At 63.1% G+C, this 21,877-nt stretch carries 22 protein-coding genes; 11 read left to right on the top strand and 11 right to left on the bottom strand.

Features of this window, described 5'->3' with window-relative positions:
• Positions 1 to 46 precede the first annotated feature (46 nt).
• Entirely contained in the window at positions 47 to 1,675 is a 1,629-nt protein-coding gene (groL, locus tag NKK52_RS03375) for a chaperonin GroEL (protein ID WP_023684537.1), read from the top strand.
• 308 nt (positions 1,676 to 1,983) lie between these two features.
• Here groL and NKK52_RS03370 read toward each other — a convergent pair whose 3' ends face one another.
• Both NKK52_RS03370 and NKK52_RS03365 read right to left on the bottom strand, forming a co-directional pair.
• Entirely contained in the window at positions 1,984 to 3,537 is a 1,554-nt protein-coding gene (locus NKK52_RS03370; RefSeq protein ID WP_023684538.1) for a trimethylamine methyltransferase family protein, read from the bottom strand.
• Positions 3,519 to 3,698, bottom strand: coding sequence for a hypothetical protein (locus NKK52_RS03365; RefSeq protein ID WP_245263129.1), 180 nt, complete (start codon positions 3,696 to 3,698; stop codon positions 3,519 to 3,521). Before NKK52_RS03365 ends, NKK52_RS03370 begins: the two co-directional genes overlap by 19 nt.
• A gap of 252 nt (positions 3,699 to 3,950) precedes the next feature.
• On the opposite strand from NKK52_RS03365, the gene NKK52_RS03360 reads away from it, so the two are divergent.
• The 4 genes from NKK52_RS03360 to NKK52_RS03345 all read left to right on the top strand — a co-directional run bounded on the left by NKK52_RS03360 (position 3,951) and on the right by NKK52_RS03345 (position 8,716).
• Positions 3,951 to 6,110 carry a transglycosylase domain-containing protein gene (locus tag NKK52_RS03360; RefSeq protein WP_023684539.1) on the top strand — a complete coding sequence of 720 codons (2,160 nt, stop codon included), beginning with the start codon at positions 3,951 to 3,953 and terminating at the stop codon, positions 6,108 to 6,110.
• Between the two features lie 73 nt (positions 6,111 to 6,183).
• Positions 6,184 to 6,768, top strand: a complete 585-nt coding sequence (locus NKK52_RS03355; RefSeq protein ID WP_023684540.1) for a DUF1214 domain-containing protein — start codon at positions 6,184 to 6,186, stop codon at positions 6,766 to 6,768.
• Entirely contained in the window at positions 6,761 to 7,309 is a 549-nt protein-coding gene (locus NKK52_RS03350) for a DUF1254 domain-containing protein (RefSeq protein WP_023684541.1), read from the top strand. Before NKK52_RS03355 ends, NKK52_RS03350 begins: the two co-directional genes overlap by 8 nt.
• Before the next feature lie 396 nt (positions 7,310 to 7,705).
• Positions 7,706 to 8,716: a DUF2336 domain-containing protein gene (locus tag NKK52_RS03345; RefSeq protein WP_023715679.1), complete on the top strand. Its 1,011-nt coding sequence runs from the start codon at positions 7,706 to 7,708 to the stop codon at positions 8,714 to 8,716.
• Here NKK52_RS03345 and NKK52_RS03340 read toward each other — a convergent pair.
• The 3 genes from NKK52_RS03340 to NKK52_RS03330 form a co-directional block, all read right to left on the bottom strand.
• Entirely contained in the window at positions 8,703 to 9,050 is a 348-nt protein-coding gene (locus NKK52_RS03340; RefSeq protein ID WP_023684543.1) for a DUF1491 family protein, read from the bottom strand. The two genes, NKK52_RS03345 and NKK52_RS03340, sit on opposite strands and share 14 nt — an antisense overlap.
• A 76-nt stretch (positions 9,051 to 9,126) precedes the next feature.
• Positions 9,127 to 9,915: a peptidoglycan-binding domain-containing protein gene (locus NKK52_RS03335; RefSeq protein ID WP_023684544.1), complete on the bottom strand. Its 789-nt coding sequence runs from the start codon at positions 9,913 to 9,915 to the stop codon at positions 9,127 to 9,129.
• On the bottom strand, positions 9,890 to 11,635 hold the full coding sequence (locus NKK52_RS03330; RefSeq protein WP_023684545.1) for a sensor histidine kinase: 1,746 nt from the start codon (positions 11,633 to 11,635) through the stop codon (positions 9,890 to 9,892). The genes NKK52_RS03335 and NKK52_RS03330 overlap by 26 nt, the downstream gene beginning before the upstream one ends.
• Positions 11,636 to 12,167: 532 nt before the next feature.
• Between NKK52_RS03330 and NKK52_RS03325 the strand changes: the two genes are divergently transcribed.
• Together NKK52_RS03325 and NKK52_RS03320 are read left to right on the top strand one after the other, a co-directional pair.
• Positions 12,168 to 12,536 (top strand): DUF5330 domain-containing protein, encoded by a 369-nt coding sequence (locus NKK52_RS03325; RefSeq protein WP_023684546.1) that lies wholly within the window; start codon positions 12,168 to 12,170, stop codon positions 12,534 to 12,536.
• Positions 12,537 to 12,652: 116 nt separating this feature from the next.
• Positions 12,653 to 13,081 (top strand): SufE family protein, encoded by a 429-nt coding sequence (locus NKK52_RS03320; RefSeq protein ID WP_023684547.1) that lies wholly within the window; start codon positions 12,653 to 12,655, stop codon positions 13,079 to 13,081.
• A gap of 126 nt (positions 13,082 to 13,207) precedes the next feature.
• On the opposite strand, the gene NKK52_RS03315 is transcribed toward NKK52_RS03320, so the two are convergent.
• Positions 13,208 to 13,633, bottom strand: a complete 426-nt coding sequence (locus NKK52_RS03315; RefSeq protein ID WP_023673680.1) for a Ros/MucR family transcriptional regulator — start codon at positions 13,631 to 13,633, stop codon at positions 13,208 to 13,210.
• A 412-nt stretch (positions 13,634 to 14,045) separates the two neighbouring features.
• Positions 14,046 to 14,420 (bottom strand): SH3 domain-containing protein, encoded by a 375-nt coding sequence (locus NKK52_RS03310; RefSeq protein ID WP_023684548.1) that lies wholly within the window; start codon positions 14,418 to 14,420, stop codon positions 14,046 to 14,048.
• A gap of 114 nt (positions 14,421 to 14,534) precedes the next feature.
• On the opposite strand from NKK52_RS03310, the gene NKK52_RS03305 reads away from it, so the two are divergent.
• From NKK52_RS03305 to NKK52_RS03295, 3 genes are all read left to right on the top strand, one after another.
• The gene (locus tag NKK52_RS03305) at positions 14,535 to 16,706 is read left to right on the top strand and encodes a S9 family peptidase (RefSeq protein ID WP_023684549.1); all 2,172 of its coding nucleotides are present in this window, start codon (positions 14,535 to 14,537) and stop codon (positions 16,704 to 16,706) included.
• Complete coding sequence (locus NKK52_RS03300; RefSeq protein ID WP_023684550.1) at positions 16,703 to 17,329, top strand: LysE family translocator; 627 nt, start codon at positions 16,703 to 16,705, stop codon at positions 17,327 to 17,329. The genes NKK52_RS03305 and NKK52_RS03300 overlap by 4 nt, the downstream gene beginning before the upstream one ends.
• A 145-nt stretch (positions 17,330 to 17,474) precedes the next feature.
• Positions 17,475 to 17,864 carry an SET domain-containing protein gene (locus NKK52_RS03295; protein WP_023673684.1) on the top strand — a complete coding sequence of 130 codons (390 nt, stop codon included), beginning with the start codon at positions 17,475 to 17,477 and terminating at the stop codon, positions 17,862 to 17,864.
• Between the two features lie 20 nt (positions 17,865 to 17,884).
• Here NKK52_RS03295 and NKK52_RS03290 read toward each other — a convergent pair whose 3' ends face one another.
• From NKK52_RS03290 to NKK52_RS03275, 4 genes are all read right to left on the bottom strand, one after another.
• Positions 17,885 to 18,835, bottom strand: a complete 951-nt coding sequence (locus NKK52_RS03290; RefSeq protein WP_023684551.1) for a cytochrome c — start codon at positions 18,833 to 18,835, stop codon at positions 17,885 to 17,887.
• A gap of 9 nt (positions 18,836 to 18,844) precedes the next feature.
• Complete coding sequence (locus tag NKK52_RS03285; RefSeq protein ID WP_023684552.1) at positions 18,845 to 19,282, bottom strand: c-type cytochrome; 438 nt, start codon at positions 19,280 to 19,282, stop codon at positions 18,845 to 18,847.
• Between the two features lie 159 nt (positions 19,283 to 19,441).
• Positions 19,442 to 20,044 carry a superoxide dismutase gene (locus NKK52_RS03280; RefSeq protein WP_023684553.1) on the bottom strand — a complete coding sequence of 201 codons (603 nt, stop codon included), beginning with the start codon at positions 20,042 to 20,044 and terminating at the stop codon, positions 19,442 to 19,444.
• Between the two features lie 105 nt (positions 20,045 to 20,149).
• On the bottom strand, positions 20,150 to 21,028 hold the full coding sequence (locus NKK52_RS03275) for a branched-chain amino acid aminotransferase (RefSeq protein ID WP_023673688.1): 879 nt from the start codon (positions 21,026 to 21,028) through the stop codon (positions 20,150 to 20,152).
• Positions 21,029 to 21,195: 167 nt separating this feature from the next.
• On the opposite strand from NKK52_RS03275, the gene NKK52_RS03270 reads away from it, so the two are divergent.
• The gene (locus tag NKK52_RS03270) at positions 21,196 to 21,858 is read left to right on the top strand and encodes a haloacid dehalogenase type II (protein ID WP_023684554.1); all 663 of its coding nucleotides are present in this window, start codon (positions 21,196 to 21,198) and stop codon (positions 21,856 to 21,858) included.
• Positions 21,859 to 21,877: the final 19 nt, after the last annotated feature.

The raw sequence follows: 21,877 nt of genomic DNA, 5'->3' as shown, positions 1-21,877 counted from the left end.
GCTCCGGCGAGCCGCTTGCTTCACCACACCAACGGGATTGAAAAAAATGTCTGCCAAGGAAATCAAATTCGCCACCGACGCGCGCGACCGCATGCTGCGCGGCGTCGAGATCCTCACCAATGCGGTGAAGGTCACGCTCGGCCCCAAGGGCCGCAACGTCATCATCGACAAGGCCTATGGCGCGCCGCGCATCACCAAGGACGGTGTGACGGTGGCCAAGGAAATCGAGCTTGCTGACAAGTTCGAGAACATGGGCGCGCAGATGGTGCGCGAAGTGGCTTCGAAGACCAACGACCTCGCCGGTGACGGCACCACCACCGCCACGGTGCTGGCCGCATCGATCCTGCGCGAAGGCGCCAAGCTGGTTGCCGCGGGCATGAACCCGATGGACCTCAAGCGTGGCATCGACCAGGCTGTCGCCGCCGTGGTCAAGGACATCAAGGCGAAGGCCAAGAAGGTCAAGTCGTCGGCCGAGATCGCGCAGGTCGGCACCATCGCCGCCAATGGCGATGCCAGCGTCGGCGCCATGATCGCCAAGGCGATGGACAAGGTCGGCAATGACGGCGTCATCACCGTCGAGGAGGCCAAGACCGCCGACACCGAACTCGACGTCGTCGAAGGCATGCAGTTCGACCGCGGCTATCTCTCACCCTATTTCGTCACCAATGCCGACAAGATGCGCGTCGAACTGGAAGAGCCTTACGTGCTCATCCACGAGAAGAAGCTCGGCAATCTGCAGGCGATGCTGCCGATCCTCGAAGCAGTGGTGCAGAGCGGCAGGCCGTTGCTGATCATCTCGGAAGACGTCGAAGGCGAAGCACTGGCGACGCTGGTCGTCAACAAGCTGCGCGGCGGCCTCAAGGTCGCGGCCGTCAAGGCGCCGGGCTTCGGCGATCGCCGCAAGGCGATGCTGGAAGACATCGCCGTGCTGACATCGGGCCAGATGATTTCCGAGGATCTCGGCATCAAGCTCGAAAACGTCACCATCGAGATGCTTGGCCGCGCCAAGCGCGTACTGATCGAGAAGGACACCACCACGATCATCGACGGCGCCGGCACCAAGGCGACCATCCAGGCGCGCATCGCGCAGATCAAGGGCCAGATCGAGGAGACCACTTCCGATTACGATAAGGAGAAGCTGCAGGAGCGGCTGGCCAAGCTCGCCGGCGGCGTCGCCGTGATCCGCGTCGGCGGCGTCACCGAGTCTGAAGTGAAGGAAAAGAAGGACCGCATCGACGACGCGCTGAATGCGACGCGCGCGGCGGTGGAAGAAGGCATCGTGCCCGGCGGTGGCGTGGCGCTTCTGCGCGCCAGATCGGCGCTGGCCGGGCTGACCGGCGCCAATGACGATGTGACGGCAGGCATTTCGATCGTGCTCAGGGCACTCGAAGCGCCGATCCGCCAGATCGCCGAGAATTCCGGTGTCGAAGGCTCGATCGTCGTCGGCAGGCTGTCCGACAGCAAGGACCACAATCAGGGCTTTGATGCCCAGAACGAGGTCTATGTCGACATGATCAAGGCGGGCATCGTCGATCCGGCGAAAGTGGTGCGCACCGCACTGCAGGATGCCGGCTCGATTGCAGCGCTTCTGATCACCGCCGAAGCGATGATCACCGACGTTCCGGCCAAGGATGCGGCGCCTGCGGGCGGCGGTGGCGGCATGGGCGGCTACTGACCATCGCCCGAAAATTGCCCGCTGGAATCTGGGCGGGCATAAATCAGAACAGGCTGCCGGGGACATTTCCCCGGCGAGCCAGGAATTTCCGTCAGTCAGTCAAGACTGTCATCAACGACAGGGAGATCGACAGATGATCACATTCGCCCCGAAGCCAAACGCTGTATCCGCGACCAAGCCGGCGGAGGAGAGCCGCTTCGATCGCATCCGCCGGATCCGCCGACAAGCACAGGCAGGCCGATGCCGGGCCGATTCGCCGCGAGCCGTCGAAGACCGGCGACAAGCGGCCGACGTGACGGCTGCCAACCTCACGACACCGGCAACGCTCCGCCCTCTTCGGTGCGGCGGGCAATGAACTCGTCGAGCACATCGGATGTGGCAACGGCCGACGCAGGCGGCTGGAAGTCGGCCAGCGTCCGCTTCCAGATGCCGGTGGCGCGCTCGGTGGCCGACTTCGAACCGGACTGCGTCCAGCTGCCGAAATTCGACCAATCGGCGACCAGCGGCTCGTAGAAGGCGGTGCGGTAGCGCGTCATGGTGTGGCCGGCGGAGAAGAAATGCCCGCCCGGCTGGACTTCAGCGATCGCCTCGAAGCCGATCGAATCCTCGTCGCCGGGGGTCGTAGCGCAGAGTTCGGCAACCGTCTGCAATGCCTCGATATCGGTGATCAGCTTCTCGTAGGAGACGCTGAGGCCACCCTCCAGCCAGCCCGCGGCATGGATGCAGACGGTGGCGCCGGCAAGCACCGAGCCCCACAGCGCGAACTGCGTCTCGTGCGCCGCCTGCACATCGGAAATGTTGGCCGCACTGCCGCCGCCGGACCGCCAAGGCAGGCCGGTGAAGCGCGCCAGCTGGCCGGCGCCCAGCGTCGCCTTGACGTGCTCGGGCGTGCCGAAGGCCGGTGCGCCGGACTTCATGTCGACATTGGAGGAGAAGGATCCGTAAACCACCGGTGCGCCCGGCCGCACCATCTGCGCCAGCGCGAGACCAGCCAGCGCCTCGGCATGCTGCAGCGTCAATGCGCCGGCGACGGTGATCGGCGCCATGGCGCCGGCCAGGCAGAAGGGCGTGATGACAGAGACCTGGCCGGCCCTGGCGAAGTCGATGATGCCTTGCGCCATCGGGATATCGAGCTGGCGCGGCGAATTGGTGTTGATCACGGTGTAGCAATGGACGCCGGCCAGGAACTCGTCCTGCGAGAGCCCGCGCGCCAGCCTGATCATCTCGAACCCATCCTCGACCTGCGGCGTGCCGCGGGCGAAGACGAAGGGGAACTTGTCCGACAGGGTCAGCTGCGCACGGTTGACGGCATAGTGGCGCAAATGGTTGTCGACATCCTGCGGCTCGATCCAGGGGCCGAGCATATGCAGCACGTCGAAATTCTGAACAAGCTTGGTCAGTTCTTCGAAAGCGGCGAGCGTGCCCGGACGCCGTCCGCGTTCGAGATCGGTGACGTTGGGCGCCCCGGCTCCGGCCAGGAACGTCATCGAGCCGAGCTCCAGCATGAGATCGCGGCTACGGTTGCCCGCCAGCGCCCGGATGGATTTCGGCGCCGAGGCCAGTGCCGCAGTGACAATATCGCGGCCGATGCGCACCATCTGGCTGTCCTCGTCGACCAGCGCACCGGCTTTGGCGTAGATCGCCCGTGCCTCCGGCAGCAGCACCTTGATGCCGAGCTCTTCCAGCACGCGCAACGCCGTGTCGTGGATGGCCGCGACCTGGTCGTCCGAAAACACCGGCTGCGGCAGGAACGGGTTCTTGAGCGAGCGATAGTTCGGGTGGCGGCTTGGCCCGCTGCCGGCCTCACCGGTGTGCCCGCGCCGGCGCTCGCGCCTGGTCTCCCTTATGATGTCATCGACCATGGCCAAAACTCCTCATTGCCGCATCGCCTGCCCTCGGGGTCGTATGGCGAGGCCGGAATAATTCGCGCCGGCCGCTCGACGCCGACAATGTGCACCGAAAGCGCGGTCCCCTCCCCGGCGAATTCGTCGCCCAGCAACGTCAGCGCGACGCTTTTGCCTATTGTGTAGCCATAGCCGGCTGAGGCGACGAAGCCGACGCGCCGCCCTTGTGCCAGACTGGCTCGAAGCCACTGGCGTCGGCATCGACGGCGTCGACCTCCAGCGTCACGATCCGGGCGGCGCTCAACAAACCGTGCGGTGTGGCCTGGCTGCCCTTGTGAGCCGGGCTGAAATGGAAGAATAGTCTTCGCCGGGTATGCCCGCCCTGAAATTGCCCGCTTGCGGTTATCAGGTGGGTTGGGTGAGTTTCGGGAATGGCCAGTCCTTTAGAACGACGTCCAAGACGAAGAGGTCCGATCGCCGCCGCACTGCTGGCGGTGGACGCCTGGATCGATTCCTCGCTCTACGAAATCGGCTTCAAGGCCGGCCAGTTCTGGGAATCGGCAACCATTTTTTCGCGGCGCTTCCGAGTCACCGGCTGGCGACGCGGCATCATCGAGGTGCTGAGCGAAGGTTTTACGATGGGCGCCGGCGGCGTCGTCGTGCTGCTCGCACTCGCGATGCCGGCCTTCCAGATCACCACCGGCGACTGGCGCAGTCAGGGCGATTTCGCCGTCACCTTCCTCGACCGCTACGGCAACGAGATTGGCCAGCGCGGCATCATCCAGCGCGATTCCGTGCCTGTCGACGAGATGCCGGACCATGTCATCAAAGCAGTGCTGGCGACCGAGGACCGGCGCTTCTTCGAGCACTACGGCATCGACGTGCTCGGCCTGTCGCGCGCCATCTTCGAGAATGTGCGGGCCAATTCCGTCGTCCAGGGCGGCTCCAGCATCACCCAGCAGCTGGCCAAGAACCTGTTCCTGTCGAATGAGCGTACCTTCCAGCGCAAGATCAAGGAAGCCTTCCTGTCGCTGTGGCTGGAGGCCAATCTGTCGAAGAAGGAGATCCTGCAGCTCTATCTCGACCGCGCCTATATGGGCGGCGGCACGTTCGGCATCGAGGCGGCGGCGGATTTCTATTTCGGCAAGAGCGTCAAGGATCTGAACCTCGCCGAGGCGGCGATGCTGGCCGGCCTGTTCAAGGCGCCGACCAAATACGCCCCGCACATCAACCTGCCCGCCGCCCGTGCTCGCGCCAATGTGGTGCTGTCGAACCTCGTCGATTCCGGTTTCATGACCGAAGGCCAGGTGCTGCAGGCAAGGCTGCATCCGGCCGAGATCGTCGACCGCGGCGAGCAGAAGAGCCCGGACTATTACCTCGACTGGGCCTTCGATGAGGTCAAGAAAATCGCCAAGCCCGGCCAGCATTCGCTGGTCGCCCACACCACTTTCGACGCCAACATCCAGAAGGCAGCGGAAGAATCCGTCGAATTTCACCTGCGCCAGTTCGGCAAGGAGTACAACGTCACCGAGGGCGCCGTTGTGGTGATCGAGACCAATGGCGCGGTGCGCGCCATTGTCGGCGGCCGCGACTATGGCGCAAGCCAGTTCAACCGCGCCACCAAGGCGCTGCGCCAGACCGGCTCCTCGTTCAAACCTTACGTCTACGCCACCGCCATGGAGCACGGGTTCACCCCGGACTCCGTCGTCTCAGGCGGGCCGATCAGCTGGGGCGGCTGGTCACCGCACAATTACAATGGCGGCTCGGCCGGCAATGTGACGCTGATCACGGCGATCGCCAAATCGATCAACACCGTGCCGGTACGGCTGGCCAAGGACTATCTCGGCATCGGCCCGATCAAGGCGATGGCCGAATCATTCGGCGTGGAATCGCCGCTGGAGTCGCACAAGACCATGGTGCTCGGCACATCGGGCATGACGGTCATGGACCAGGCGACGGGCTACAGTGTGTTCGCGCAGAACGGCTTCGCCGGCTCGCGGCACGGCATCACCCAGCTCGTCACCCGCACCGGCGATGTCGTCTACGACTTTGCCAAGGATGCGCCGGCGCCGCATCGGGTTCTGTCGGAACAGGCTCTGAAATACATGAACACCATGCTGGCTGCGGTGCCGGCGATCGGCACCGCGCGGCGCGCGCAGCTGCCCAACATCGTCGTCGCCGGCAAGACGGGGACGACGCAATCCTATCGCGACGCCTGGTTCGTCGGCTTCACCGGCAATTACACGGCTGCCGTCTGGCTCGGCAATGACGACTTCACCCCGACCCGCAACATGACCGGAGGCACGCTGCCGGCGATGGTGTGGCAGCGGCTGATGGTCTACGCGCACCAGAATATCGACCTGAAGCCGATCCCCGGCCTCGACAAGCCCTTCGTCGACGAAGAGATCGCGGCCAAAGCCGAGGAAGCGGAGAAGAAAAATGCCGATCAGGCAGCCGCCGATGCCGCGGCCGAGCGCCCGGCGGTGCTGTCCAGCCGCACGACACAGACGCTGCGCGAGATGACCAAGGTGTTCCAGGCCGCGCCCGTGCTCGGCTCGCCGCAGACACCGGAGACCCTGTCGGCGCTTTGATTCCACAGCGCTGCTTGCTCTGTGGCCTGCCCCGCTATATCCCCGAACGATAATTCTCTCGACCCGGTTCTTCATGCTCAAGACCGCCTTTTTCACGCTGCTTTCACTTGCCATAGCCATCGGCCTCGGCGGCGGCAGCGTCTGGTATGCGCTGCAGGCGCAGAGCGGCGTCGGCGCGATCAGCATCGGCCAATGGACCGCCTTCCCCGAGATCGGCACGCAAGATGCCGACCCCTATTCGAAGGCGCGCGTGGCGCGCGAGGGCGTGCTGGCGCTCGGCAAGGCGGAAGGCTTGTCCTTCATCGCCGAACGCGATGCGGCCGGCGATGAGCTTCAGCGGCAATGCGACTACAGGATCGAAGGCAGTTTCCCGACCGCCCGGTTCTGGACGTTCTATGCCGCGGATCAATCGCTCGGCGTGGTCGACACCGGCAAGCCGAGGCTGGCGGCGCTGCAATCCTACCAGGTGCTGCGTCAGCCCGACAATTCGGTGATCATCGCCGTCGGCAACCGTCCGGCCCCCGGCAACTGGCTTCTGACCGAAGGTTTTGGCCGGATGTATTTCGTGCTCACCTTCTACGACACGCCGATTGCCTCAAGCACCGGCCTTTCCGACGTGTCGCTGCCCCGGATCGTCAAGGCTGGCTGCAATGCGTAGGTTGCTGCACGCCATCCTGCTCGGCCTGCTCGGCGCCGGCATCGTCCACATCGTGGTGCTTTTGCTGGTGCCGGAATTTACCGAGCGCGATGCCTGGTCACGACTGGCGATGGCGTCCGACCTCTACAAGATGACCAGGCTGGATGCCGAGGCGGGCGGCGCGCCGGTGGTGAAGTCGGTCGATCCGCTGTTTTACGCCGCCGCCTGCCGCTTCGACCTTGCCGAAGGCATGGTGCGGATCAAGGCGCCGGGCAGCGTGCCGTTCTGGTCGGTGTCGGTCTATGACCGCAACGGCCACAATTTCTATTCCTTCAACGACCGCACGGCGACCGGCAGCAAGCTGGACACCGTGGTGCTGACGCCGGCACAGATGATCGACGTGCGCAGGGAGCTTCCCGAAGACCTGCAAGGGGCGATCTTCGTCGAGGCGCCGATCGAGGAAGGCATCTTCGTCATCCGCGCCTTCGTGCCTGACGACAGCTGGAAGCCGATAGTGTCGCAGTTCCTGGACCAGAGCTCCTGCGAACTGCAGGACTACTGACCTCAGCCCGACGACCAGCAAACTCAGTGGTGCGGAACAGGCGTCCGTGGTGTGCCCGGCTTGTCCGCCGGCCGCGCCTGGCCTGCCAATGGCGGATGCTCGTAGCGGACGCCGGGAAAAATGATCACCGCCGCCGGCGTACCGGTGTCCTGAACTGCTCGATTGACTGGTGCCGATCGCGGCACGAAAGACAGTACCATGCCCATGGTTCGCGTATTCCTCTCGGTTGCCCCGGAGCACAACGCAACGCCTCCAAATGTGATTAAGGCCGGCAGAGGGTTAACGGAGCGCTAACGGATCGCGGCTAATTTGATGTTTGTTCCAGGCCTTGCGCGAAACCGACACAGTTGCGGTTGAGCATGGCCCGGGTTGTGTCGAGTGTCGGGCGTATCTTCCGTGTCAGCTTCGGATTTCAGGCAAATCGCCATACGGACGGAATCGGGAAAAGCCGAAAGGCTGTTTCGCGCCGCCGTGTCGGCGTTCTGCTCGCTGACCCGCCCGTCGCGCCGCGAGATCGCCCAGCTCGAGGATCTGACGCTGCCGCTGTTCGACAGCGTGCCGGTCGAATCGCGCCGCTATGTCGCCGCCGCCCTGTCCGAATGCGAATATGCGCCGGCCGCCCTGGTGCGGCGGCTTTGCGAGGAGCCGGTCGATGTCTGCGCCCCCTTGCTCGTCCGTTCGCGGGCGCTGGGCGACATCGACCTGATCGCGTTGATCGGCCGCCACGGCCTGCCGCATGCGCGCGCCATTGCCCGCCGCAAGGATTTGAACCCGACCATCGCGCAGTTGATCAAGGCGCTGGAAAAGCCGACCCTGGTGCGCGTGCGGCAGCCCGAGCCGATCGCCGACGTGGCGGGCGCCGACGCCGAAGCCGCTGCCGCCGCTCCCAGCGCACCAAAACTGCCCGGCAGCGCCGCCGAAACCGCCAGGCGCCGCCTGCGCTCGATGATGCTCGCCGAGGGCGAGGCGACATCGGTCAATCCCTTCGCCGGCTCAGCAACTTACAGCAAGCTGCGCGAGACGGCGCTGACCGGCAACGCCGCCTTCTTCCAGACCGCGCTTGCCGACGCGCTCGATATCGACTTCTCGACGGCGCGGTCGCTGACCGAGCATTCGAGCTATGTCTCGCTGCTCGCCGCGCTGCGGGCGCTCGACCTCAGTGAGGACAGGGCATTCCTGATCGTGGTCGCGGTTTACCCCCGGGAGTTTCCGCACCCGCAGGCGATCCGCATCTTCCTCGACCGCTACCGGCTGCTGCACCACGAGGCGGCGCTCGACAAGGTGCGCGGCTGGAAGGCCGAAACATTGTCGCGAGCGGTGCGCGGCAACACCCCTGTCGCCGCGAATGGCGACCAAGCGCCGGGCGGCGACAAAGCCAGCTTAGGGGCCAGCCTCAAGGCGTCTTGACGGAGAGAAGCTCCTCGACAGAAACCGTTCCGGCCTCGATCTCGACCACCCAGATGTCGGGATCGAATTTTTTCTCCCGCTCAAGCCTGGCGTCAAGCACGGCGGCATCGTCGCCGGCGCCGAGCAGCGTGAAAAAGCGATCATCCGGTTTGTCCGAATCGTAGCTCGTCTGCGGCGCCGGGCCGAACAGGGAGACGTCGCCCAGCCTGCCGCGGGAGAGCACGAAGACAGCGCCGGCCTCGGTCGCGCCGCGCTTGACGACGGCCGCAAAGCCGCCGGCGCCGAAAACACGGCGCAGCAGGGCCGACACCCAAAACTCGGTGGTTACGCGCATGACGAAGCTCCGGAGGACATGCGCGGCGTCTTAGCCGGATTTTCGGCTATCCGCGAGCGGTCGTCTTGACCACCACTCAATTGGTCAGGCCGATCTCGCGCATCTTGACGTAGACGACCTCGTCGGGCTCGCCCGTTTCCGGCAGGCCGAACAGCGACTGGAATTCCTTGATCGCCGCCTTGGTGCGGGCGCCGACGACGCCGTCGAGTTGCATGTCGTCATTGCCGAATGCCTTCAGGCCGGCCTGGATCTTGACGATGCGGGCATCGGGCGCTTGGGCGGATACCGGCGCGGAAACCGGGATGGGCGCAGGCGCGGCCTCGGGCGCGGCAACTCGAGCGGCGGCCATATCCACGGGCCTCGGCACAGGATGCGGGATGCCAGCTGTTGTCTGCTTGGCGCCGAGCTGGTCGAGCAGGACGGCGTCGATCTCACCGGAGGCCGGCAGGCCAACTTTCTGCTGGTATGCCTGGACCGCCTTTTGGGTATTCGGCCCGGAAATGCCGTCGACCGTTCCCGTGTAGAAATCGAGATCCTTCAGGATGCCCTGGACCTGCTCGACGGTCGGATCGCTTTTGACCGGAGCCGGGCCGGGCCGCAGGATGTTGATGGTGGTTTCGGGTTCGTCCGCGCCGGGGTGCGGAAAACCCTCGATGCTGCGGGTGGCGAAGAAGGCGCCGGCATGCGGAAACGGCTGGTACCACAGCGCGTTGGCGGAAACGTAGAACAGCGTCACCAGGAAGGCGGTCGAGCCGCCGACCAGGACCGGATTGCGCGAGATCGCGCCGCCCAGCGCAATCGCGCCGGCCTCGAACGCGCCGCTGCGGCGCTTGACCGCCTTAGGCTGTTTTGCGGAGCGAGCCATTCCTGTCCCCTTTCGCGTCGCCTTTCGTCCTGGTCGCGGGCATCGGCAGCACGCCGTTCCTCTCGGTCGCGCTCCTCTTCGGCCCGTTCACCGGCAGGCTGATCGTGACCGTCGTCCCCTCGCCCGGCATGCTTTCGATCGACATCGTGCCGTCGTGCAGCGCCACCAGGCCCTTGACCAGCGACAGGCCGAGCCCGGTGCCCTCGAAGCGGCGCGTATAGTCGTTCTGGATCTGCATGAACGGCTTGCCGAGATTGACAAAATCTTCCTCGGCGATGCCGATGCCGGTGTCCCTGACCCAGAAATGCAGCCGCGAGCCGATCCGCTTGGCGCCGACGATGATATCGCCGCCATCGGGCGTGAACTTGACCGCATTGGAGACGAGGTTGATCAGGATCTGCTGCACGGCACGACGGTCGGCATTGATCTCCCCGGCGTCCGGCGCAATCTGCGCCTGGAGATCGATGTTCTTGGCATTCGCCTGTAGCTGCATCATCGACTGGCACATCTCGACCGCTTCGATGAATCGGAACGGTTCGGGCTCGGTCGCGTAGGCGCCGGCCTCGATCCTCGAGACATCAAGGATGGAGGTGACGACGGCAAGCAGATGCTGGCCCGACTCCTTCACCAGGCCGACATACTCCTTCTGGCGCGGGTCCTTGAAGCCGCCGAACATCTCATGCAGCAGCATGTCGGAAAAACCGATGATGGCGTTGAGCGGCGTCCGAAGCTCATGGCTGACGACCGCCAGGAAGCGGCCCTTTGCCACCTCGGCCGACGCTGCGGCCTCATTGGCGGCAGCAAGCTCGTCGCGCAATTCGGCAGTCTCGTCGTTCTCGCGCAGCAGCAGAGTGAAGGTCTCCTGCTGCTCTTCGGCACGCATCAGTTCGAGCTGAAATGGCCGGTAATTGTCGGCCGTCGAGGCGCTGCCGTCCTGCGGCAGCCTTACCCGAAGATCGAGCCGGCGCGCCAGGGCGCCATCGCGCATGTCGGCAAGCGCGCTGAGATAAGCGACGCGATCGGACAGGTGGATGCGGTCGAACAGCCCGGCGCCGAAAAGCAGTTCCGGCGGCAGCTTCAGGATGGTGCGCGCCTTGGCTGAGGCATCCAGGACCTCGCCATGCCGGGCGACATGCAGGACAACGGCGTCGATCATGTCTTCAAGGCGGTCGTTTGGAAGCCGCGCGGGCTGCGCGCGTGCGGCATCGCCTAGGGCTGCGAGCCGGGGAACCAGCGTCAGGCCCCAGGCGAGCGGCAGCAGCCAGTGCCACGCCGCGACTTGCGCCCCTCCGAGCGGGACGACAGAGCCGACAAAGGGCTGCAGCAGCATTGCGGCCAAGGTTGAGAGGCCGCCCCAAAGTGCCGCGCGCTTTGAACCGCCGATCCACCAGGCCTCGAATGGCAGTGCCAGGGCCAGCAGCGCAACCGGCGACGCCAGGCCGCCTGCTGCCGCGACGGCGCCGGCAAGGGCAAGACCGCCGGCGGCAAGGGCAACCTGGGCTGCCAGCGTCATCTTACCCGACGCCGCCACCAGCAAGGCGGCGAACCAGCAAAGACCGAAGGCGGCGAAAATGGTTGCGACGGTGACGGCGGCGCCCATGCCCGAGGTGACCAGTGTCACCGCCGCACCGGCGGCGAAGAACGGAGCGGCAAGCATGATGCCGATGAACCGGCGCTGGCGCAGGCGATCGCCCTGGCCGATGATGGCCGGATGGACCATGCGTTCGCAACCGGCCGCCAGCGCGCCAGGCAGTTCAATATATCTGGCAGTTGTCAAACTCAACGCACTCGCACCCGGTCGTGACTGCCCCTGCTTTGCAGGTCGCTTTTGCTTGTTTGAAACTCGCATCCAGCGTTTAAGGAATGAATAAGGCTGACCGGAACAACGAGCGCGCTGCGGCAAAAATTGGAGCGCCGGCACCGGAATGCACCGCCATTTGTGGCCATAGTAAACGGAGCGTTATGTGCAAAGGGCGTGCCCGTGGCTGCGAAACCCTGAGCCGGCATGCCTGCTCTTCTGAAGATATCCATGCGCAACAATCGCTTAGATGGTTACTGCAAGGTTAAGAAAATTGTCGGCATTTGAGGCTAATGCACTGCAAAACGCCTCGCTTCGAATTTGCCTAAAATTTGAGGAAAATTTTCGCTGAGCAGGAAAGCCGTCCTTTGCGCCTCATGTGCCATTGTGGCTGATATAAAGAGGTCATTGCGCATGGACGCATGATCCGGTCATTGGACGAGAGGGCAGATCGATGGGCTTTTTGATAAGAATGGCGTTCTGGTTTTCGCTGGTGTTGCTGGCGCTGCCGCTGACCGTCGGCCCCGACGAGGATGGCCGCGAGAGCGTCGGGCCGTTCCAGGCGCTTTTTGCGGCGCGCGAAGCGGTCGGCGACATCGCCGGCATTTGCGAGCGTAAGCCGGACGTCTGCGAAACCGGCAAGTCGGCGATGCATACGATCAGCGCCCGGGCCAAGGAAACCGCCAAGATCGCCGCCGCCATGCTGGACGACAAGAGCGCCGAGACCTCGCCCGATACATCGCTGGCCACCGGCAGCGTCGCCAAGGACATCGTGCTGCCGGCGACAGTCAACATACCTGCCAAGCTGGTGGCGAAGAACTAAACACCGTTTCAGCTGTATCTACAGCGACACCGCAGGCCGGTCGGACCTCTCGATGCCTGCGGTGCTTTTCTTCTTTTTCCGTGACGCCGCAGCCGCGGATGACTATATCCCGAGCAATGGCCACGACGATCCAGACGATCCGCGACGACTTCTCCCTGCTCGACGAGTGGGAAGACCGCTATCGCTATGTCATCGAGCTCGGCGAAGCGCTGCCGCCATTTCCCGACGCCGAACGCAACGCCGCCAACAAGGTGCCGGGCTGCGTCAGCCAGGTCTGGCTGACCACGAGCCGAGCGCCGGGCGCCGATCCGGTCATCACCTTCACAGGCGATTCAGACGCTCATATCGTGCGCGGTCTGGTCGCCATCATGCTCGCGCTGTTTTCGGGACGGACTGCCAGCCAGATCCTTGAAACGGACGCCGAGGCGACGCTGAGGTCGCTTGGCCTCGACGAACATCTGTCGCCGCAGCGGGCCAATGGCCTGCGCTCGATGGTCAAGCGCATCAAGCGCGACGCCGAGATGGCTCTCAAGCAGACTGCTTGATTGCTCTATCTTCTCTTCTTTCGACGCAATTCCAAGGGAAAGCGCTCGGCAGTTTTCCTGGAATTGTTCTAGAAACAAAAACGGCGCCGTAAGGGGCGCCGTTGATCTTGTCCATTGGAGCCGGTGTTACCGCCCCTTGCGCTTGCGGCCGAGGCCCATCTTCTTGGCCAGCTGCGAACGGGCAGCGGCATAGTTGGGGGCAACCATCGGATAGCTGGCGTCGAGATTCCACTTCTCGCGGTATTCATCGGGCGTCAGACCGTAATGGGTCATCAGGTGGCGCTTCAGCGACTTGAACTTCTTGCCATCTTCAAGGCAGACGATGTAATCGTCATGAACAGAGCGCTTCGGGTTTACCGCAGGCTTCTGCTTGTCGGCCGGAGGCTGTTCGCTTGCTCCGCCCACGCGCCCGAGAGCGGCATGGACATCAGCGATAAGGTTCGGCAATTCGCCGACCGGCACGGGATTGTTGCTGACATAGGCTGCCACCACATCGGCGGTCAGCTCGATCAGCGCATCGCTATTTCTGGAAGGTGTTTCGACGATATCCATGGTTTAGGCCCCAACGAAGGATGTTTCTGTTTGCGCCCTTTTTGGAAGATCGGGCATGGCGCGAATTTCACGCGGGAAGAGCTTCATGGATTCGCGTCCGGGCATCTTAATGAGCCCCCAGACAAAGTAAGTCAATTCGCATCTTGCGCTATATTCAACGATATTCATCGAATAGTCGCTCTTCAGCTTCAATCTTTCGTGCACTCTGTAACTTCGCGATATTTTCTGGTCGGACCAGGACTAGCATGACGTAAGGTCACGCCGTCGCTAAATCAGCAAGGACTCATAAAGTGGGCAGCGATGCTTGGTCTATGCTTCAAGATTTGGGCGGCTGATTGTCGGATTCGTACCAAACCGCAAGTTGCAAAGCGTTGGCGAAACACGCCGAAGAAGATCTTCGGTCTGACCGGATTCAATACGGCGTGAGGTATTTTCCATAGACCCAGCCACTAACAAAACCACCATTTTGCGCCGGGTCGTGCCAAACTTGACACCATTGATAGCGAATTGCCTGTTTCTGTTTCCAGTGCGGCTGGCCGGCGATCTCCAGAAGATTCAAGCCGCTGGTGCACTTGCCGGTCATCTGCAGGATCGTCCCGTTGGGATAGGCGGCCTGCTTCTGCGAGGTGCCGGACGGATATTTGCGAACGTTGAGCGTGTCGCCGAACGGCACGCCAGCCACTTGCCAAGCGGCGAACGCGGTTGCATGAGACTGGCCGGTGAAAGCCAGAACGGTCGAAGCGACGACGGCGAGAGCCGCAGCGGTGTTGATATGGAAATTCATCATCCTCTCCTTTTGGCTCATCTCCCGAGCCCGCCGCAACCAATACATCCCGGCCCTTGAACCCGCGCTGATCGGCGTGTTCATTTGCCATTCAAGTAATTTCTTCAGTGAGACGCAATGACCAAGACCTCAGCTTTTCCGACCGCCAGCCCGCCGAGCCCCGAGAAACACCCCGTCTTCGACACGCATCACGGCATTACCCGCACAGATGACTATGCCTGGCTGAGGGCCGAGAACTGGCAGGCGATGTTCAGGGACCCTTCCCTGCTTGAGGGCCGCATCCGCGCCCATCTCGAAGCCGAAAACGCCTATCAAGCAGTGCTTATGGCCGATACGCTAGAGCTTCGGAAGCAGCTGTTCGGCGAGATGAAGGGGCGCATCAAGGAAGATGATTCGACGGTGCCGATGAAGGATGGCCCCTATGCTTACGGCTCATCCTTCAAGCTTGGCGGCGAACAGCCCCGCTATTTCCGCATGCCGCGCGATGGCGGCGATGAGCAGATCCTGCTCGATGGCGACGCGGAAGCCGAGGGCAAGCCCTATTTCCGCCTCGGCGGCGTCGACCATTCGGCCGATCACCGCAAGCTGTTGTGGGCGTTCGACGACAAGGGCTCTGAATTCTTCACACTTCGCGTGCGCGATCTCACCAGCGGCAAGGAACTGAGCGACCAGATCGAGGCCACCAGTGGTGGCGGCGTCTGGAATGCCGCCGATGACGGCTTCTTCTACACAAGGCTCGACGACAATCATCGCCCGTCCAAGGTGCTGTTCCACGCGCTCGGCGGCAGCCCCCTTAATGACCGGCTGATTTATGAGGAAACCGATCCCGGCTTCTTCATGGATGTCGGCGGCACGCGCTCCAACGAATGGATCATGATCGGGATCAACGATCACGAAACCTCGGAATATCACCTGATGCGCGCCGATGAGCCTTTCGCCGAGCCAAAGCTGGTGGCAAAGCGCGAGACTGGCCTGCAATATGATCTGGAAGAAGGCGGCGACATCTTCTTCGTCCTCACCAATGCCGACGGCGCCAAGGACTTCAAGATCATGACGGCGCCGGCTAATGACCCGGTTCGCGCCAATTGGGAAGAGCTGGTGGCGAACGAGCCAGGCCGGCTGATCCTGTCGGTGGTCGGCTTCAGGGATCATATGGTCAGGCTCGAACGCAAGGAAGGGCTGCCGCGCATCGTCGTGCGCGATCGCCGCAGCGGCGAGGAGCATCTGATCTCGTTCGACGAAGAGGCGTTCTCGCTCGGCCTGTCGGGGTCCTATGAATACGACACCGAGATCATGCGCTTCACCTATTCGTCGATGACGACCCCGGCGCAGGTCTTCGACTACAATATGCGCAGCCGCGAGCGTGTGCTGCTGAAGACCCAGGAAGTGCCGTCCGGTCACAATCCGGATCATTATGTCACGCGCCGGCTGATGGCGCCGGCCGCCGATGGCGAACTGGTGCCGGTCTCGCTCCTGCATCACCGCGACACGCCGCTCGATGGCTCCGCACCGTGCCTGCTTTACGGCTACGGCTCTTACGGCATTGCCATCCCGGCGGCGTTCAACACCAACTGGTTCTCGCTGGTCGACCGTGGCTTTGTCTTTGCCATCGCCCATGTCCGCGGCGGCAAGGACAAGGGCTATGGCTGGTATGACGACGGCAAGCGGGCGCACAAGATGAACACGTTCACCGATTTCATCGCCGTCGCGCAGCATCTCGTCGCCGAGCGTTACACCCAACACGACCGCATCGTCGCGCAAGGCGGCTCGGCCGGCGGCATGCTGATGGGTGCGATCGCCAACATGGCACCGCATAGTTTCGGCGCCATCGTTGCCGAGGTTCCCTTTGTCGACGTGCTGACCACGATGCTCGACGCAAGCCTGCCGCTGACGCCGCCGGAGTGGCCGGAATGGGGCAACCCGATCGCGTCGGCGGAAGATTATCAAACGATCGCCGCCTACTCGCCTTATGACAATGTCGCTGATCACGACTACCCGCCGATCCTGGCGCTGGCCGGCCTCACCGATCCGCGCGTCACCTATTGGGAGCCGGCCAAATGGGTGGCGCGGCTGCGCGAGCGCAAGAGCGGCGACAATCCGGTGCTGTTCAAGATCAACATGGATTCCGGCCATGCCGGCGCGTCGGGCCGGTTCTCCAGGCTGGAGGAGATCGCCTACACCTATTCCTTTGCGCTCAAGGTGACTGGCAAGGCCGAACCCGAGGTTACGGGCAAGCCCGAACCTGAGGTGACGGGCAAGGCTGAGAATGCAACGGAGGCGTCGCAATGATCGATCTATCCACCTTGACGGCTTACATAGCGGTTGTGCTTGGCTTTGTGTTTATTCCTGGCCCAGCCACGCTTTTGACGGTCGCGCGCGCGACGAGTTCCGGAACCAGGGTTGGCGTCGCGACGGGCGCGGGCGTCGCGGCTGGCGATGTGTTCCATACCATCATGGCGATGGTCGGCATTTCGGCGATCATCGCCACTTCGGCAACGCTGTTCAGCGTCGTAAAATATATCGGCGCGGCGTATCTGGTTTACCTCGGCATTCGCGCGATCATCGAGAGAATACCGGCCGACCCTACTGCCGGCGCACTCGCGATCTCCGCCAGCAAGGCGTTTCGTCAAGCTGTCCTGACCGAAGTGCTAAACCCAAAGACGGCGCTTTTCTTCCTCGCCTTCCTGCCCCAGTTCGTGCGGCCTGAAAACGGATCGGTGATGCTCCAGCTGATGACGCTGGGCATAATCTTTGTTCTGCTCGGCTTTTTCAGCACAATCGTCTTTGCCGTGAGTGCGGGCCGGCTCGGCACGTTCCTGCGCCGCAATCCGTCGGTGGTGAAATGGCAAGGCAAGGTGGTTGGCGGCATCTACTGCGCGTTAGGCGTTCGTCTGGCCTTGCAGCAGCGCTGATGTCGAAGCCAAAAGCGCGCCCGTCGAGGCGCGCCGGTCGTCACTTTTTGAATTCCGGGCTGCTCATTTTCACTCGCATTTGCAATGGCTGCGCGCTACCCATGCGCGCCACCTTCCAGACCATGACATACGCAAAGGGGCCACTATGTTGCTCGTCGACACCTATCTCGAGAAATCACCGATCCAGGGCATCGGGGTTTTCGCCAGGAACCACATTGCCAAGGGCACGCTGGTCTGGAAGCTCGACCCCAGATTCGACCGGATCATCGACGTCGAGACCTATGAAGGCGAGAGCGGCCCGGTGAAGAACTATCTCGACCGTTATTCCTATCCAGACCGCCGGGATCCGAACTACATCGTCTTCGAAGCCGACGACGCCCGCTACATGAACCATGACGACGAACCGAATTGCGATGTCTCCTCGCCCGAGGAAACCTATGCCTTGCGCGACATCGCACCCGGCGAGGAACTGACCTGCAATTACAGCCATTTCTTCGAGACGGGCTTCGACTTCCTCGGCGATCGCCACCTGTAGATCGCCACCTGTAGCCGGGATCACTTGGCCGGCTTGCTGCGCACCGGGTAGCCGTTGGGATGCGGCGGCACCGCCTTGAGATAGGCGGCTATTGCCGCGCGATCTTCCGGCGGCAGTTCGGCCATGTTGCGCTGCACGTCGACCATGGCGCCGCCGACCGAATCGAAATCAGGGGTAAAACCGGTTTCGAGATAGTTGGCGATGTCGGCTTCCGACCAGTCACCGAGCCCGCCTTCGCCCGATGTGATGTTCGGCACGATGCCGCTGCCTTCGGCGGCCGCCGCGCCAGCCAGCCACTGGCTCTTCCTGGTGCCGCCGGTGACATCGCGCGGCGTGTGGCATTCGCCGCAATGGCCAGGCCCCTCGACCAGATAGCGGCCGGCGAGTACCGGATCAGGCGTGCCATCGGCAAAGGCAATCACCGGCTCTTTGCTGAGATAGAGCCGCTTCCACAGGCCGAGGCCGCGGCGGATGTTGAAGGGGAAAGTCAGGGAATTGTCGGGCGCCTTGCCGGCGACCGCCGGCAGCGTCTTAAGGAACGCATAGAGATCGGCAATATCAGCCGGCTTCATGCGGGCATAGGACGCGTAGGGAAAGGCCGGATAGAAATGCTCGCCCGACGGCGACACGCCCTTCAGCATGGCGTTGGCAAGGTCCTCGACCGTCCAGGCGCCGATGCCGTCCTTGGGATCCTGCGAGATGTTGGGCGGCACGAAGGTGCCGAACGGCGTCTTGAGCTCGAGGCCGCCGACCAGTTGCAAACGGGCGTCGCCTTGCGAGCCCGGCTTGGCGTGACAGGAGGTGCAGCCGCCGGCATTGAAAATGCGCTTGCCCCTGGCGGCGTCGCCGGGGCCGAGCTGCGCCAGGGTGCCAGTGTCGAGCTTGACCGGCGCCGACAACAGCCAGCCGGCGCCCGCACCGACGACGCCCAGGACAAGGGCGACGCCGACAAATTTTTTCCACAAGGGCATTGCCCGGGATCAGCTCTTCTTCACCCGATAGGTCTTGTGGCAGGTGCCGCAATCACTGCCGAGCGTATCGATCTGCGCCTTCAGCGCATCGACATCGGCGGGTGCGGCGGCGACTGCGGCCTTGACGTCGGCGAGGTACTTGTCTTCGGTCGATTTGAAGCCCGCCATGTCTTTCCAGATTTTGGGCGAGGCGGTGGTATCACCGCTGTCGCTGCCGGCCGGGAACAGCGTGTCGACATCGAACTTTTCCGCGTTGACCTGCAGCGCCTGCAGCGCCGTCAGCACGGCGGCGGCATCGAAGTCCGCTTCGCCCTTGGCGATCTTCGACAGGCCGCCGACGATCTTGCCTCGTTCCTTCATCAGTCCCTGTCGGTCGAGGATCGGGTCGGCAAAAGCCGCCGAGGCGGCGAGGCTGAGCATAGAGATGGCGATAACAAGCTTTCTCATTCAATTGGCTCCAGGATGATGAGGGGTCGCGACCTAACGTTAACGGAGGGCGGGCCGGGATTATTCCCTGTCCGCGGGCCGGATTCTGCCGAATTTTGTGTGCCTGCTGCTTCAGCTGAGAAAGAAAAGCCCCGGAGTACCGGGGCTTCTCTGGGTCGATCAGGCTTTCGCCTCTTCGTACATTTCAAGGACATGGTCCCAGTTGATGAGGCTGTCGACGAAGGCCTCCAGATATTTCGGCCGCGCGTTGCGGTAGTCGATGTAATAGGAATGTTCCCAGACATCGACGCCGAGGATCGGCGATGCGCCATGGACGAGCGGGTTCTCGCCGTTCGGCGTCTTGGATATCGCCAGCTTGCCGTCCTTCACCGAGACCCAGGCCCAGCCCGAGCCGAACTGCGTTGTGCCGGCGGCGATGAAGTCGGCCTTAAACTTGTCGTAGCCGCCGAGGTCGGCGTCGAAAGCCTTCTGCAGGGCGCCCGGAAGCTTGTTGCCGCCGCCGCCCTTCTTCATCCACTTCCAGAAATGGATGTGGTTGTAGTGCTGGGCTGCGTTGTTGAAGAGGCCGGCATTCTTGCCGAACGACTGTTTGACCACCTCTTCGACCGACAGATCGCCAAGGCCCGCTTCGGCGGCCAGCTTGTTGCCGTTGTCGACATAAGCCTTGTGGTGCTTGTCGTGGTGATACTCCAGCGTCTCCTTCGACATGTAAGGCTGCAAGGCCTCGTAGTCGTAGGGCAAGGCGGGCAATCCAAAAGCCATCGGTCATACTCCTCATGGAAAAATCCGGTGCGGATACCGGATTAAGATAGGGCTGCATTGATCTGGAACAACTCCGGAATGAAGCGCCAATTGCCTTTTAGCGGCTCAACCGGCGGAAGTCGAATGCGCCCATTCCCAATAAAGGTCGCGCGCTTTCTTGGCCACCGGCCCGGGCTGCAGATCGCGGTCCTCGATGCGGGTGATCGGCACGACCTTGGAATGATTTCCGGTCGAAAAGATCTCATCGGCTTCAAGAAAGTCGCGCACCGACAGCATCTTCTCCGTGGTCTTGAAGCCGTAATCGCCAAGCAGCGTCATGGTGCGCGAGCGGGTGATGCCGGACAGGAAGGTGCCGTTGGGCGCCGGCGTCAACACGTGGCTGTCCTTGACCAGGAAGATGTTCGAGGTTCCGGTCTCGGCGACATTGCCCAGCATGTCCAGCACCAGCGCATTGTCGAAGCCGCGTCCCTTCGCTTCGAGGATGGCGCGGCCATTGTTGGGATAGAGGCAGCCGGCCTTGGCATTGGTCGGCATGGTCTCGATGGTCGGCCGCCGGAACGGCGACACGGTGATCGAAAAGCCGGTCGGCGAGATCATCGGCGATTCGTAGAGGCAGAGGCAGAAACGGGTCGAGGCCGGATCGGCCGGCACGCCCATGTAGCCGCCATGCTCGGCCCAGTACATCGGCCTGATGTAGACCGCTGTCTTGCCGTCGAACTTCTTCAGCCCGTCCCAGGTCAGTCCAACAATCTCATCGGCGCTCATCGACGGCGCGAGGCCGAGCGCGGTCGCCGATGCGTTCACCCTAGCGGCATGCAGCTCGAGATCGGGGGCGACGCCTTCGAACCAGCGGGCGCCGTCGAAGACGCTGGTGCCGAGCCACATGGCGTGGCTGCGCGGACCCAGAATGGCGACGTTGCCTTCGTACCAGTCGCCGTCGACGAAGGTCCATGTCGCCGATAGCGCCGCAGTCGCCAGTGTCATTGTCGGTTCCGCTTCAAAGCTGCCTGTGCCAAGCATTGGAAGATGCTTTGACCGGCGCCGTCAACCGGCATGGAGCGGTTTTTGTTGAGGCCAGAGCGCCCCAAGAAAGCGATCAAGACTACAATCGATGCTTGCACCTTGCGCCGCCTGCCCTCAAAACTGTCGCCATGCATTACGCGGCTTACGTTTTCGACGCCTATGGCACGTTGTTCGACGTGCACGCCGCCGTGCGCCGTCACGACGGCGAGATCGGCCCCGACGGCCCGCTGCTTTCGGAAATCTGGCGCGCCAAGCAGCTGGAATATTCCTGGGTGCGCACGCTGATGGGCGGCTATGCCGATTTCTGGCAGCTCACCGAACAGGCGCTCGATTTCGCCCTGCGCAAGGTTCCCTCCGCCGACAAGGGACTGAAGGCCAAGCTGCTCGAAGCCTATTGGCGGCTCGACTGCTATCCGGAAGTGCCGGCCGTGCTCAAGGCGCTGAAAGCGTCCGGCGCCAAGCTCGCAATCCTGTCCAACGGCTCGCCCGAGATGCTGGAAGCGGCGGTCAAGTCGGCCGCCCTCGACCAGGTGCTGGACGATATCTTTTCGGTCGACGCCGTCAGGCGCTTCAAGACCGACCCGTCGACCTACGACATGGTGGCGACGGGCTGGCGGCTCTATCCGGGCGCCGTCTCGTTCCAGTCGTCCAACCGCTGGGACATCGCCGGCGCCACCAAATTCGGCTTTCGCACCGTGTGGATCAACCGCGCCAACCAGCCCGAGGAATACCGGGATTTCCCGCCGGCGCTGATCCTGCCGTCGCTTGACGGCCTGCTGACCGGCGGCTGATCACTCTGTTGCCTTCGAG

The organism is Mesorhizobium sp. C277A (assembly GCF_040324395.1).
Classification (GTDB): Bacteria; Pseudomonadota; Alphaproteobacteria; order Rhizobiales; family Rhizobiaceae; genus Mesorhizobium.
The sequence above is the reverse complement of the archived record's forward strand: the minus strand, read 5'-3'. Positions and strand labels throughout refer to the sequence as shown.